The following is a 14,234-nucleotide window of genomic DNA, read 5'->3' on the forward strand; positions in this document are numbered from 1 at the left end:
TCCCCAGTAAGAGGGTCTGAATATGGTATAGGTTGGAATGTCGTAAAACAAATAGCTAAAGACCATAGCCATAAGTGTTGGGTGCTCACTAACATAACTGATCAATCTCAGATTGAACAGGAATTGACTCATTCACCTTTAGACAATGTCACCTTTATTTTTGTAGCAATGTCTGAAGGGTCTCGTAATTCAGGATTGTCCCATTATTTGTACTATATCGCCTGGCAGATTAGAGCATTTTTTGTGGCCAAAAAACTCCAGAGCGAAATTGGCTTTGATTTGGTTCACCATGTCACCTATCAAAATTCCTGGTTGCCAACATGGATAGGCTGGCTAGGTGTGCCCTTGATTTGGAATGGTGGCGCTAAAGATAAAATTCCGTCGGTACTCTTGAAGACATTATCCCTAAAATCGGCCATGATGGAACGGATTCGGATGGTGTCGATGAATGCCCTAGGTCGCTTTACCCAGTGGTCTGTTGCTTCTCGCGCCCAATTAATTCTATCTCGGGAAGCGAGCCAATGGTCAGATAATTTACCAGTTAAGGCTTTTCCTCCCTTTGGTCTTAATCAAAAAGATATTGAGAGATTAGCTCAACTGCCCCAGCGCCAGGAAGAACCATTTCGAGTGGTCAGTATCGGGAGATTTTTGGGTTGGAAAGGGTTTGCATTGGGCATCCGTGCCTTTGCCCAGTTCCATCGTGAACACCCCACTAGTGAATACTGGCTGATTGGTGATGGTCCTGAAAAGGAGGGACTACAGAAATTAGCTAAAGACCTTGGATGCGGTGATGCTGTACGTTTTTGGGGGAAGCTTTCCCGTGATCAGGTCTTACAACGGATGGCAGAGGTGGACGTGTTAATGCATCCGAGCTTCCATGATCATTGGCCGACGGTGGTGTTGGAAGCAATGGCATCTGGTAGACCTGTGGTTTGTCTCGATATTGGTGGACCCTCGTTGATGGTTCAACAAGACTGGGGAATTAAAGTGCCTGTCGATAACCTATCCCAAGTGATCAATGATTTAGATCAAGCACTGTTGCAGTTAGCAACTAATGGGGAAAAACGCATATCTATGGGACTTAAAGGACGAGTGATAGTCTCAGAGAATTGGTCATGGGAAATAATTGGTGAACAAATGCTGAGTTTATATCAGCAAGTTATCAATTCTTAAGCTTAAGCGCTACGCGCACGCTACGCGAACAGCTCTCAGCTATCAGCTATCAGCTATCAGCTATCAGCTCTCAGCTATTGCCCAAAAGCTGACGGCTGATGGCTGTTCGCGTAGCGTGAGCCAAAAGCTCACGGCTGAATGCTTACGACCAGTGACAAGTTTAACTTAACAAATGATTGACAATTAACTAACAATTACCTGATCTATAGAAGCCCTAATTTTATGAGCTAGTAGCTCTACATGGGGGTCTTTGAGAAAACTCCCTGGTTGGTCATCTAAGTGCTTACCAGAGATTTCCTGGATTTCCAGCTCTCCAGTAACTAACTCTATCCAGCCTTTTTGGAGTTCTGGAGACTGGGAAATCCGCTCACTGGTCAAGAACATTGTTACTGGGTTTGGATAGTAGCGTTTGGCCACATAATTTTTTGAAGCGAAGGTGTTAGCTTCTTGGACTTTTATGATTTGGAGAGATTGCGGTAAGGAAATTCCAAAGGACTGATATAATTTAGAAACAACCTTTAGGAATTGCTGCTTGAGTACGTCTTGAAAACCTCTGTGAATCAATCGTTGAAACAGTCCCTTTAATCGATCACTATAGCTACGTTGATAGGGACGTTGGTTTTCACTTGTCGAGAATTCAAGAGGGCTAGGTTCAAGCAGAGCTAGCAGAGCCACTGTCTCACCGTCTAAGCGGAGCAGCTGAGCAATCTCCAGAGCAATCTTACCTCCAAAGCAGTATCCTGACAGAAAATAGGGACCCTTGGGCTGAATAGTACGTATTTCCTGGAGGTAGCAGCGAGCCATATCTTCAACTGTGGTCAGGGGAGTCTGTTTGCCATCGAGACCCAATGATTGGAGTCCATAAAACGGTTGCTCCGAACCTAAATAACGTGCCAAATCTCGAAAGCTGAGAATGTTACCACCGGCTCCATGAATACAGAATAGAGGCGGTTTGGAACCATTGGGCTGAATTGGTACTACTGAGGACCAAGGTGCTGCTCCTTGGTCTTGGCGCAGCTGGTTTACTAATTGGGCTACAGTTGGAGCCATCAGCAGAGAAGCTAAGGGCAGTTTTTTATGGAAAATCTTCTCAATCTCAGCAAACAGGCGCACCGCTAGCAGAGAGTCTCCTCCTAGGTCATAGAAGTTATCTGTAACACTGATAGATTTGATTCCTAAGACGTTTTCCCAAATCTTGGTCAATTGACGTTCTAAGTCATTTCGGGGAGCAACAAAGGTCTTGGATGACTCTGACTCCAGAGTACTGTTGTCTTTTTGGGTATCATCTTCTTGGCCCTTGTGCCTTAGGATGTCTTGCTGGTCAGGTGTCTGACCATGGCATCCATCCCAATCCACTGATACACCGGCTTCCCTGAGCTGTTCTACGGTAGTGAGCAAGAAGCTTAGATCCGATTGCTCCTGTCGTGGATGACGTACTGAGGTTAGCACCAGTTGCTCAACCGCTTTCTGAGAGTGTCGTTTCGTTAATGTGCTCAAGGTTCGCCCAGGCCCTACTTCTAGCAGGATGGTCTCTGGTTGTTTCAACAGCTGTTGCACACCTTGAGAAAATCGCACAGTTTGCCGCAGATGCTGTGCCCAATAGCGTGGATTGACTGCTTGCTCGGCTGTAATCCAAGTGCCAGTAACATTAGATAGGTAGGGAATTTGTGGAGGCTTGAGACTAACCTGTTTTACCTGGTCGGTGAAGGAGTCCAAGATCGGTTCCATCATCTTGGAATGAAAGGCATGGGAGGTATGTAGCCTGCGGTACTCTACCCCTTGTTGATCCAATTGGTTTTGTAATAATGCGATCGCATCAGTAGGACCAGAAATCACCGATTGGGATGGCCCGTTAATCACTGCTAAAGATAGTTCCTGACCCAGCAGGGATTCCACGTCTTGTTCTGGTAAAGGAACAGCAAGCATGGAGCCAGCAGGCAGTTGTTGCATCATCTGCCCTCGAAGGGCAACCAGAGATAATGCATCCTCTAAGGAAAAGACCCCAGCTACACAGGCTGCCACATATTCACCAATACTGTGACCGATCATGGCTTGGGGACGGACTCCCCACGACATCCATAACTCAGCTAGGGCGTACTCGATCACAAACAGGGCTGGCTGGGTAATACTAGTCTGTTTCAGTTGCTCTGTGGCCTGATTAGTCTGTTCCTGCTTTGGGTAGAGTACATGGCGCAGGTCAATACCCAGATGGGGTTTGAGGAGTTCTGAGCATCGATCAATCAGTACACGAAATGTTGATATTTCATGGGTTAGTTCCAGCCCCATATTGACATATTGTGCTCCCTGTCCTGGAAACATAAATGCCACAGGCTGAAGCTTGGGCTGTTGGCCGTTTATCAATAATTGTTCCGGTAGTTGTTGGGGTTGGCGAGTACTCGGTTTTAACACATCCCTGATTTCCCAGTTGCTGATTGGTTTACTTGCTTAGCCGTTACTTGCTTAGGGATTACTTGCGGGAGCCATGATTGCTCAGATGTAACAGCAAACCTTAACTAATATAGCAAACCTTACTTATTCAAGTAATACAGTATAGCTTTTTTTCCCGGATTTATTCAATACTTAGCCTGAAAACAGGGTAAAACGATTTACTGTGAGCCAACTCAGCGCGCTGTTTGAGATTTTTTTTGAGATTTTTTTGATCAATCAGGACTTACCCATTGCCCCGATTGCTCCACCAAACTTAGTATATTTTTTGAGTACTACCCACCATATTTAGTGGGTTAGCCAGCCAAAACCAACTAAATTTCGTAAGTTCTATAAATCCTGGAACTTTAATCATCAAATCTACGTCACTAGGTAGTTTATTCCCTTAAAATAGCTAAGTGTTTCCCCTACTCGATAGATGAGTTCACAGTTTTTTCACAAAGTTTGATTAACTTGTTACCCAAGTCTGATCACTAAAGTCTGATCACTAATCAGATGTTGCTTCAGCTCAATTTAATTGTTGGAGGTTTTTCCATAAACTCGCTCAGTTCCACGTCGATCATCGTTGAGTTGATTGGATGGGATATACTACAATAATAATATGTAGCCGTTTATTGACAATTGATTGACCGCTGTTGACAACATTAACTTTTTTTAAAATCTCGACTTTTGACAGGGATTTTAAGATATAGCAGTCGAAGTAAAGCTTAAGACATCTTCTGCTCCCTGCTCCCTGCCCCCCTTACTAAGGGAGGGGGGATTCCTGCTCCCTTTCAACCAAAAGACTATGTCCTAAACTATACTTCCCTTGCTATACTGTGTGAAAGGCTGATTAAATAGCAAAGCCATTGTTAAACCGTTTGGAAAACTAATGGTGATTATTGGATCTATGTTCAAGTTATTCGTCATCAAAAATCCTGACATGCTAACAGATTATGGCACTTTTGACAAGTTGGCACAACCGCTTCAACGACCGCCTAAAGTTCAGAGACTATTTATCACACAAATCCTAAATGTGTAGGGGACACAGCGTGAAGCGTGTCACATCCCCTCTGCTCGGTGGTAGTGCGTTCCAGCAGTATTACAATCAAATCAAGTCTGACATTAACCTAGTCCCGGAACGTATTATACTTAATGGTTTTAAGGGTTTGTTGATAAATACCATCTCAGTGATGGCAGGTGATAGTCCATTGTCAAACTGCGCCAAACTAACAGAGTTTTGACAAATCATGGCCTAGGCTTATCCTGGGAATCTCCTTGATTGATAAAGCAGCTCAAGGTAGACCAAAAAATTATCGGGTTTATCTACCTTATCTACCTTTGATAGCCGTTTGTTATCGACTGTTCGGTAAATTTTCGTGATTAAACTCAGTTAGTATAACTAACTTGTGAATTGGGAAGGCAAATTTTTGCCTTTGTATACTGTTAGACTGGGGCATCTAAAATGTTGAAATTATCAATTCTTGGTATCCGTGGCATTCCCGCTCAATATGGTGGATTTGAAACTTTCGCGGAACGGCTGTCAAAATATCTTGTATCTCAGGGATGGGAAGTCACAGTCTATTGTCAGGAAGAGCACAAAAATCAGATGTTTGAAGAATACTGGCATGGTATTCGTCTGGTTCATATACCGGTTCCCTATAGCAACGCACTGGGATCGATCATTTTTGACTGGAAATCTACATTACATGCGGTCAAACAAAAGGGTATCGTGCTTACCCTTGGCTATAACACAGCCATCTTCAGTATTTGGTATCGCCTCAAAGGGATTACCAATTTTATGAATATGGATGGTCTGGAATGGAAACGCAGTAAATGGAGGCTTCCTGAAAAAATTTGGTTATATCTCAATGAATGGGCTGGGTGTTGGTTAGCTAACAGTTTAATTGCTGATCATCCAGAAATCAAGAGTCATTTATTGACTCGAAAAGTAGCTTCTGATAAAATTACGGTAATTCCTTATGGAACCGAGAAAGTTGTTAATGCAGACTCACAACTTTTAACCGCGTATAATCTGGCTCCGAAGGAGTATGCTTTGGTAATTGCTAGACCTGAACCAGAAAACTCGATTCTAGAGATTGTTTCTGGCTTTTCCAGGCGACCTCGGGGTCTTAAATTGGTGGTGCTTGGTCGCTATTTACCTGATCAAGTACCCTATCACAAACAAGTTCTAGAAGCAGCCAGTGATGAGGTTATCTTTCCTGGTGCTATCTATAATAAGTCAGTTGTTAATGCCTTGAGATTCCACGCACGACTCTATATTCATGGACATCAAGTTGGTGGCACTAATCCTTCTTTAGTAGAAGCCCTCAGCGCTGGTCAACCGGTTCTGGCAAACAATAATCGCTTCAATCGTTGGGTTGCAGGACCCGGTGCTCACTATTTCAAAAATGAAGCAGAATTGGACGAGAAACTGGAGATACTGCTAAATGATGGTGATGAACTGCAAAAAATGAAACTAGCGAGCAAAGAGCGCTACGATGAGGAATTTGCTAAGGATAAGGATATTAAAGCCTACGAAAGGTTGTTTTTATCCAAAGCTAAGCAGCTGCGTAAACTAGCTTTGTTAACTTCTCCAATCCCTGAAATAGAGTGATAGCCTTCATAAGTTGAGCTACTTAGTTGGGCTAGCTGCTCGGGGAAAAATTTGGGTTAAAGGGTAACGAGTAATGGGTAAAGGGTAATTTTAGAAACCTTTACCCATTACTTTATTTATTTTGAGCGGTGAGCTAAAAGCTCACGCTACGCGAACAGCGGTCAACAAGCCTTAATTACCTCTTCCAAGGTGGTAGTGAAGTTTGGATAGGAGATGGCAGCCGCTTCAGCACCGTGAATGGTAGTTGTACCTTGGGAATTTAGGGCTGCGATCGCTAAACTCATGGCAATGCGGTGGTCAGTATGACTATCCACTTCTGTACCAGTTAAGGGAGTACCACCGATAATCTCTAGACCATCGGGCAATTCAGTGACCTTAGCTCCCATCTGGTTCAACTGGGATGCCATCACCGCTAAGCGATCGCTTTCCTTGACTCGCAGTTCTGCTGCATCCCGAATGATAGTAGTTCCTTGGGCAAAGACTGCTGCTACTGCTAAAATTGGCACTTCATCAATCAGGCGGGGAATCAAGTCACCGGCAATAGTGCATCCAGAGAGGTTACCGTGACCTACCCGCAAATCTGCCACCGGCTCCCCAGCGACAACTCGCTGATTTAACCGCTCAATATCAGCCCCCATCATGGATAGGGCTTCTAAAATACCTGTACGGGTAGGGTTGACACCGACATTTTCAACAATCAGTTCTGAACCGGGTACAATCGCTCCGGCTACTAACCAAAAGGCCGCTGAGCTAATATCACCAGGAACAATTACGGCTTGCCCTTGCAACTGAGCCGGTCCTGTCACCGTAACACTATTGGTTTTTGGGTCAGTAATAATTTGAGCGCCAAAGGCTTTGAGCATCCGTTCGCTGTGGTCACGGGAGAGGGCTGGTTCAGTGACAGTTGTTTGTCCTTCGGTCATTAAACCAGCGAGGAGAATACAGGATTTTACTTGAGCTGAGGCGATGGGAGAGTGGTAGTGAATTGGTTTAAGAACGGAGCCTTTAATGGCCAGGGGAGCGAGCGTTGCACCTTCACGCCCCCAGATGCTTGCTCCCATTTGTTGTAGGGGTTTCACCACACGGGACATCGGACGCGATCGCAAAGACTTGTCACCAGTTACAGTAAAAAATCGGTCAGCAGCAGAGGCGAGTAGTCCCAGCATCAGTCGTAGGGTAGTACCCGAGTTACCTGCATTTAAGACATCAACCGGTTCTTGCAGCTTCCCTAGTCCTATACCCTTAACAATCACTTGTTCAGTATTAAGTTCCGAGATATCTGCGCCCAAAGCACGAAAGCAGCTAGCAGTGCTTTGGGGGTCTTCTCCCAAAAGTAACCCTTTAATGGTAGTTTCTCCTTGCGCGATCGCTCCCAACATTAAGGCTCGATGGGAAATCGATTTATCCCCTGGTATCCTTATAACTCCCTGCAAAGATAGACCAGATGTTGGGGGATTTATGCTTAAATTCTGTTGATTTTCCGTCGTAGTTAGGGTGACTAGATTGGCTGGCAAGGGCATAGACTTCGGTTACATTACCATGCTGCATCATAACCGATTTTACCAAAATTATAGGTATTACTAAGATCTGGCACCGTTGTAATTAATCCTAGGGTTGGCAGTGCCTAGCAACGTGCAAAGCCCACCCTAGGTGAAGTTGCTCATGCCAAGGTTTCTGGACAATATCCCAACCCCATGGTGAATTGTTCGCAAAAAGCTTCTATGTCGCTCTGGTTTGGACTACCATGAGAAACCACAGCAACTTGGTAGCGACGCATGACCTCTACCGGTGACTGTCCGGTTTCCAGACTCCACAGAGCCATTTGCACACGAATGTCTGGGCTGTAGGGAATCCCCAACTCGTTCATATAAGCCCGAAAGTCTCCATGTTGTTGAGCCGTTAAGGGTGTGTCCATCTTGACCTTAACCACCCAGCCATCAATCCGATGAATCACCGTGGCAAATTTTATAGGTAGCTGGGGCGAGTCTTTTATATACTCAACGACTCGCAGAGTTAGACTGGCATTAGCTAAAAAGTAAAGGTAATCCATAGAGAGGAGTTAGTTAGTAACCAACTGAGGCTTGATATCCTATTGCTGTATCTTTATTTTGGCAAGGCAGGATTGCTAACGGACAGGGGATATTCCCCCGATCTTAGATAGGGGATATTCCCCAATTTAGGAATAACAGCATGACAGGGATTGACAAACAGACATCCACGCACCAAATCGACCGATTAGTCTCAAGCTATGACTATGAACTACCCCAAGAGCAAATTGCCCAAACACCCTTGAGCGAGAGGGATGGTTCACGACTGCTGGTGGTAGATTCACCAACTCACCATAGCCACCACATCTTTAGGGAATTACCTCAGCTATTGCAACCGGGTGACCTATTGATCCTCAATAACACCAGGGTTATCCCCGCTCGACTCTATGGGCGTAAATCCACTGGTGTGCCTGTGGAGATATTGTTGTTAGAAGAGCGACAACATCAGGGACAACACCAGGGACAACAGCAGGGACAACACCAGAGTTGGCTAGCTTTAGTCAAACCAGGTAGGCGTCTCAAGCCAGGAGCAGAGATTTGGTTTACTCCCTCATCCGACCTTGGGCTCAACGATAGTACCCTCTCAAAACACCTAACTACCCCCCTACCTCCTCTGAAAGCAACTGTTCTGGCAACAGATGAAGCGACCAGTGGGCGGATATTGCAGTTTGATTTCCCAGAGGGAGTATCCTGGGAAACCCTGTTGGAGTTGTATGGTCAGGTTCCTCTACCCCCCTATATCCAAGACTCTCAAGCTACCCCAGACCAGTATCAAACCATTTATGCTCAAAAGAGTGGTGCTGTTGCCGCTCCCACCGCTGGACTTCATTTCACCAATGAGCTAATCGAAAACTGTCGCCAACAGGGAATTCGGCTAGGGTATATCACCCTACACGTGGGGGTTGGTACATTTCGGCCTGTAGAAGTGGAGGATATTACCGAGCACGACATGCACGGAGAGTGGCTAGAAGTCCCCCAATCAACTGTCGAGCAAATTCAGGAAACTAGAGCAACCGGAGGCAGAGTGATTGCTGTAGGCACAACGGTAGTCCGTGCTCTAGAGGGAGCCGTTGTGGATGGGGAATTACAACCCTATTGTGGTAAGACTAACTTATTTATCTACCCAGGCTATCAGTGGCAGGTAGTGGAGGGATTGATTACCAATTTCCACTTACCTCGGTCGAGTTTATTAATGTTAGTTAGCGCCATGGTAGGGAGGGAGCGGTTACTGAGCTTGTATCAGGATGCGATCGCTCTTAGTTATCGCTTTTATTCCTTTGGTGATGCAATGTTAATTTTTCCAGAAGCTAGAGATGTCCCCAGGGAACAGGGAATAGGGAGTAGGGAGTAGGGAATAGGGAGTAGGGAGTAGGGAGTAGGGAGCGGTGCGACCCGTGGCGAATTTAATTCTTAATGGGTCAAGCGCACTCCCTGGGAAGAGGTAAAAAATCCTTGTACCTCGTTACTATCAGAAACCCTATCAACAATAATTAAATTTTGAACTTCTATACCAGATTTTTAGCAAAAAAGATAGATCCAAGCGCTGGGTTTTTTACCAAATTTCAACGATATCGTAGCTGTGGGCGTTAAATTTGAGTAGGTAATGCGATCGCTATGTCTAAAACCATGACCTCTGCTGTTGTGCCTAATACTCCTTATCTGCCAACTCAGTATGACCTTCCCTGTGATGACGGTATTCCGATGGAAACTGAACGACATAAACTCCAGATGCAATTGCTGATTGATCCGTTATTGCCTTGGTTAGCCCAGCGGGAGGATGGCTATGTGGGCGGTAATATGTTTCTTCATTTCAGTGAAGCACAACTTAAAAATCAAGACTTCCGGGGTCCAGATGTCTTTGTAGTGCTTGGGGTTCCCAAAGGCGAACGACTCAGTTGGGTAGTTTGGGAAGAAGGGAAAGCACCTGATGTGATCATTGAACTAATTTCTGAGAGTACAGCCAAGACGGATAAAAGTACCAAAAAGCTAGTTTATCAAGACCAAGTCAGAGTACCGGAATATTTTTGGTACGACCCGTTTAATCCAGAAGATTGGGCGGGATTTAGCTTAGACAATGGAGTCTATCAACCTTTAAGTGAAGATGAACAGGAGCGACTAGTTAGCCAGAGGTTAGGGTTAGCCTTAGTGCGTTGGTCAGGCTTGTATAAGGATGTGGAGGCCACTTGGCTCCGTTGGTCTACTTTGGAGGGAATTGTGTTACCTACTCCTGAAGAAAATGCAGCGATCGCTCAACAACGGGCTGAAAAACTGGCTGCTCGCTTACGAGCAATGGGAGTGAATCCAGATCAAGTTTGAACAATAACAAGAGGAAAAGGGCAAGAGGCAAAGTGCAAGAGGCAAGAGTCGTCACCTAGTCGAATTGATTAATAAAAAGAGTAGTTATGAGCAATTACTAGGATCATCCCTTTTGGCAAAATTAGTAAATCTTTAAAGTCTTTGATATGTGACATTTTCAACACCTAAAAAACTATAACTAAAACCAACTTTTGCCTCTTGCCTCTTGCCTTCCCCTCCTGGGAGGGGTTAGGGGTGGGTTCCTCTTGCCTCTTGCCTATCTCTGATTTGGAGTCAACTGTAAATACAAACAGGGAATCACCAGTAACGCACTCAAGGTTGAGGCACATAAACCGAAGATAATTGCCATACACAAAGGAAACCAAATGGGATCACTTAGTGCTAAAGGAATCAAACCAACCATGGTGGTAATACTGGTGGTGAGTACTGGGCGCAGTCGGTCAGAAGCACCATGAGCTGCAGCTTGTCGCACTTTCATTCCACTTGAGCGATGCTTGTTCATGGTTTCTACGATCACGATGGAATCATTAACTACAATTCCCACTAGAGAAATAATCCCAATCATGGTAGGAAACGAAAGGGGTATCCCGAGCAAAGAGAAACCACTAAAGGTGCCAATCAAAGCAAAGGGGATAGAGAGCATAATAATGAAAGGCTGGGTGAAAGAGCCAAATTGCAGCACCAGTACCGAAAAAACTAAGAAAAGTGATACATAGGACATCTGAATTGCAGAACCAAAGGTCTCACTTTGAGTTTCAGCCTCTCCGCCGAATTTGTAATCATAACCTGGAGACCAGGTTTTCTTCATTTGCTCTAATTTTGGCTGTAACTCTGCCAAAATCTCTCCAGGAGTGCGACCTTTAGCTTTAGAATAAACAGTAACTGTGCGTTCAGTATCTGTATGGGTAATCGATAGGGGAGCCATGCTCTGCTCAATATCCAATATCGCATTTCCCGATATTGCTCCGTGGTCTGATGAAAACACTTGAAACATTCTCAACTCATCACGACGAGTGGGACCACCGACAGCGCCATTGCGGGAGGGCCAGGCAGTACTCAGGCGAATTTCTAAGTCGTCTTTTCCTGCTCTAATCGCAGAGTCTGTAATCTCGTTATCGGTCATAATGTAGCGTCCCTGCAGGGCTAGGTCATTTTCACTGATGCCATAAAAATCCATAGCTTCCCGTTTGGGTCGAAGTTTGATATCGTTGCGCAAGTCTCCCAAGCCATCACGGACATCTTCAGTCCCATCAATCTGGCGCAGTGCTAATTGGACTTCACCGGAAATCTGCCGCAGTCTGTTCATGTCATTGCCTTTTAGCTCAATGGCAATGGGGTCTCCGCCTTCAGCAGTACCAGGAACATTGATGACTAGGGATGCTCCAGGATAATTACGCATGGCCTGATTCAGTTCTGTTCGCAAGTCATCTATATACTCATAGGACAACTGGTCGCGCTGGTTTTTTTTGGTAAATAGTGCTGAGAAACCTAGTAAATAGTTATCCTGTGTCGGCTTAAGACCACTCTCTTGGACTAAACCACTTTTTTGACCAACTAATTTGGTGACACTTTCAAAATAATCCTTGGAACGCAAAATTTCTCCTAAATCATCTGCCACTTGTTGAGACTTTGCCAAGGTGGCTGTGGGGGGTAATTCCACATTGATACTGATCGGGCGGTTGTCAGAATCAGGAAAAAGCGTTCCTGGTAATTGCGCAACCGCAACCAAAGAGGTAATAAAAATAACTATAGTGCCGACAATCCAAGCACCAGCTATTGCTCGGTTACGTACTGTAAACTTGAGACTCCAGTTTTTAAACCATTCAGAGGCGGATTCGGTTAATTTATCAATGCGGGTTTTTTGAATCCCGCCTTTGACATTACCTAACAGAAAGCGAGACAAGGGTATATCGATTAATAAAGCGATCGCATAACTGAGCAACAGACAGATAATTGCTGTGATGGGCATCAAGCGTATAAACTTGCCCATCGTGCCACTAATTACCAGCAGGGGTGCCATAGCTAGAATAGTTGTGAGCTGACCGGAAAAGGCTGGTGCTGCATAGGTTCTCACAGTCTTAAGGGCTGCCTGATTAAAGGTTAACCCTTCCACAAACAGTCCATCATGCATCCCCTCCATCATTAAGATGAATACATCCACCAGCAATCCTAGTGCTATTACCATCCCATATAAGATCATATTGTTGAGGGTGTACCCACCAATCCAGAGCAGAAATATAGCTCCGAGAAAGGTTAAAGGAATCGATAACCCAGCAATCATTGCTTCTCGCCAGGTCAGGGCAATGAACAAGATGATAAAAACACCAATCACGGCCTGAAGCACATTACTGATCAGGCTATTCTGCTCATCGTGAATCTCTTCGTCCTGCCTGTAGGTAATCCGATAATCCATCCCAAAAGGCCAGACATTGAGGTCTTGCTTAAGAGATTCCAGTTCTTCTAAGGTTTTTTCGATTACCTTAATCGAGTCAGACCCTGGTACTTTCACTACATCCATGCTGACGGTGGGTTCAAACTCAGAACCCTGCCAACTAATGAAAGCACGAGTCTTTTCCCTTTCCAAATCCCGACGTACTAAGGCAACTTCATCTAGGCGCACTACCCTACCATCAGCACCACCCAAACGAGTGATAGGCAAGCTACGTAAATCTTCCAAGGTACGAAACCTACCGTACAATCGCACCTGAGCCCCAATCTGTTCGTTTTCAATCTGGTCCCAGGGCATATCCTGGTTAGCAACTCTGAGGCGGTCACTTACTGTGGTTGGGGAAATCCCCAAAGCAATCATGCGGCTGGGGATAAGTTGGACATTGATAACTTCTTTCCGTTGTCCTGCTAAATTAACCTCCCGTACATCCGAGACTTTTTCTAGTCTTTCTTGAATATCTTCCGCCGCCCGACTGAACACCGCCGGATCGAGATTACCATATAAAGCAATCGAGAAAATCGGAACATCTTGGGCAGAGATTTGCTCTATATTTGGTTGCTCAGCCTCTGAATTAATCTCCGGTTCAGCATCATCAACTTTTTGCCGCAGCAGTGCCATCGACTCCTGAACATTAGCATTAGCTTGAAATTCAACTAATATCTGGGAGAAACCGTTGAAAGAAGCACTCTCAACTTTCTTCAATCCCTTGAGGGATTTGAGTTCTTTTTCAATTTTATCTGTAACTTGAGTTTCCATGGTTTCTGGGTCAGCCCCTGGCCAAGTAGTAGTCACTATCGCCATGGGAATTTCCACATCTGGATCCGCTTCTTTGACCATCGACTGATAACCCATCAACCCACCCAAGGTTAGCAAAACGATCAGGAGAATACCAAATACTGTTTTCAGGAAAAAGAATTTAGCTAAACCTGAGGCTCGGTTAACATCATGCCCATCATGCCCATCATGCCCATTATGATGTAATTTATCCTGTAAAACCTCAGGTTTAGAGTTGGAGGAAACCAGCTTACTACTCATCAATTACCTACCAAAGGAAAACGTCATCTGACCAATTACGGCTCTACCGTAACTGTTATGCTAAATAAACAGTCTGTAATAGGGAACAGGGAACAGCGATGCAGCGCGGTCTTGGGGGTTTCCCCCATGAGCGACTGCATCAAGACGGGAACAGGGAAAAGTGGGAAGAGGC

The 14,234-nt window shown here is 45.0% G+C and carries 8 protein-coding genes; 4 read left to right on the forward strand and 4 right to left on the reverse strand.

Annotation, left to right across the window (positions count from 1 at the left end; translation table 11 throughout):
- A partial coding sequence (locus F6J94_RS18870; protein ID WP_293043318.1) for a glycosyltransferase occupies positions 1-1,173 on the forward strand: 1,173 nt, incomplete at its 5' end.
- A gap of 183 nt (positions 1,174-1,356) precedes the next feature.
- Here F6J94_RS18870 and F6J94_RS18875 read toward each other — a convergent pair.
- Complete coding sequence (locus tag F6J94_RS18875) at positions 1,357-3,582, reverse strand: alpha/beta fold hydrolase (protein WP_293043321.1); 2,226 nt, start codon at positions 3,580-3,582, stop codon at positions 1,357-1,359.
- Between the two features lie 1,480 nt (positions 3,583-5,062).
- Here F6J94_RS18875 and F6J94_RS18880 point away from each other — a divergent pair.
- Positions 5,063-6,214, forward strand: a complete 1,152-nt coding sequence (locus F6J94_RS18880; protein ID WP_293043324.1) for a DUF1972 domain-containing protein — start codon at positions 5,063-5,065, stop codon at positions 6,212-6,214.
- 161 nt (positions 6,215-6,375) lie between these two features.
- On the opposite strand, the gene aroA is transcribed toward F6J94_RS18880, so the two are convergent.
- Complete coding sequence (gene aroA, locus F6J94_RS18885; protein ID WP_293043336.1) at positions 6,376-7,728, reverse strand: 3-phosphoshikimate 1-carboxyvinyltransferase; 1,353 nt, start codon at positions 7,726-7,728, stop codon at positions 6,376-6,378.
- A gap of 146 nt (positions 7,729-7,874) precedes the next feature.
- A complete protein-coding gene (locus tag F6J94_RS18890; RefSeq protein WP_293021591.1) occupies positions 7,875-8,264 on the reverse strand; it encodes a hypothetical protein in 390 nt (129 codons plus the stop codon).
- A gap of 140 nt (positions 8,265-8,404) precedes the next feature.
- On the opposite strand from F6J94_RS18890, the gene queA reads away from it, so the two are divergent.
- Both queA and F6J94_RS18900 read left to right on the forward strand, forming a co-directional pair.
- Entirely contained in the window at positions 8,405-9,613 is a 1,209-nt protein-coding gene (queA, locus tag F6J94_RS18895; RefSeq protein ID WP_293043327.1) for a tRNA preQ1(34) S-adenosylmethionine ribosyltransferase-isomerase QueA, read from the forward strand.
- A gap of 263 nt (positions 9,614-9,876) precedes the next feature.
- Positions 9,877-10,578, forward strand: a complete 702-nt coding sequence (locus F6J94_RS18900; RefSeq protein ID WP_293043330.1) for a Uma2 family endonuclease — start codon at positions 9,877-9,879, stop codon at positions 10,576-10,578.
- A 256-nt stretch (positions 10,579-10,834) separates the two neighbouring features.
- Here F6J94_RS18900 and F6J94_RS18905 read toward each other — a convergent pair whose 3' ends face one another.
- Positions 10,835-14,062 (reverse strand): efflux RND transporter permease subunit, encoded by a 3,228-nt coding sequence (locus F6J94_RS18905; protein ID WP_293043333.1) that lies wholly within the window; start codon positions 14,060-14,062, stop codon positions 10,835-10,837.
- Positions 14,063-14,234: the final 172 nt, after the last annotated feature.

Source organism: Moorena sp. SIO1F2, from assembly GCF_010672755.1.
GTDB lineage: Bacteria > Cyanobacteriota > Cyanobacteriia > Cyanobacteriales > Coleofasciculaceae > Moorena.

What these genes read in the sequence shown, in the direction of transcription:
- F6J94_RS18880 (WP_293043324.1), top strand. Translation starts at nt 5,063, where the DNA reads ATGTTGAAATTATCAATTCTTGGTATCCGTGGCATTCCCGCTCAATAT.
- F6J94_RS18890 (WP_293021591.1), bottom strand. Translation starts at nt 8,264, where the DNA reads ATGGATTACCTTTACTTTTTAGCTAATGCCAGTCTAACTCTGCGAGTC.
- queA (WP_293043327.1), top strand. Translation starts at nt 8,405, where the DNA reads ATGACAGGGATTGACAAACAGACATCCACGCACCAAATCGACCGATTA.
- F6J94_RS18900 (WP_293043330.1), top strand. Translation starts at nt 9,877, where the DNA reads ATGTCTAAAACCATGACCTCTGCTGTTGTGCCTAATACTCCTTATCTG.
- F6J94_RS18905 (WP_293043333.1), bottom strand. Translation starts at nt 14,062, where the DNA reads ATGAGTAGTAAGCTGGTTTCCTCCAACTCTAAACCTGAGGTTTTACAG.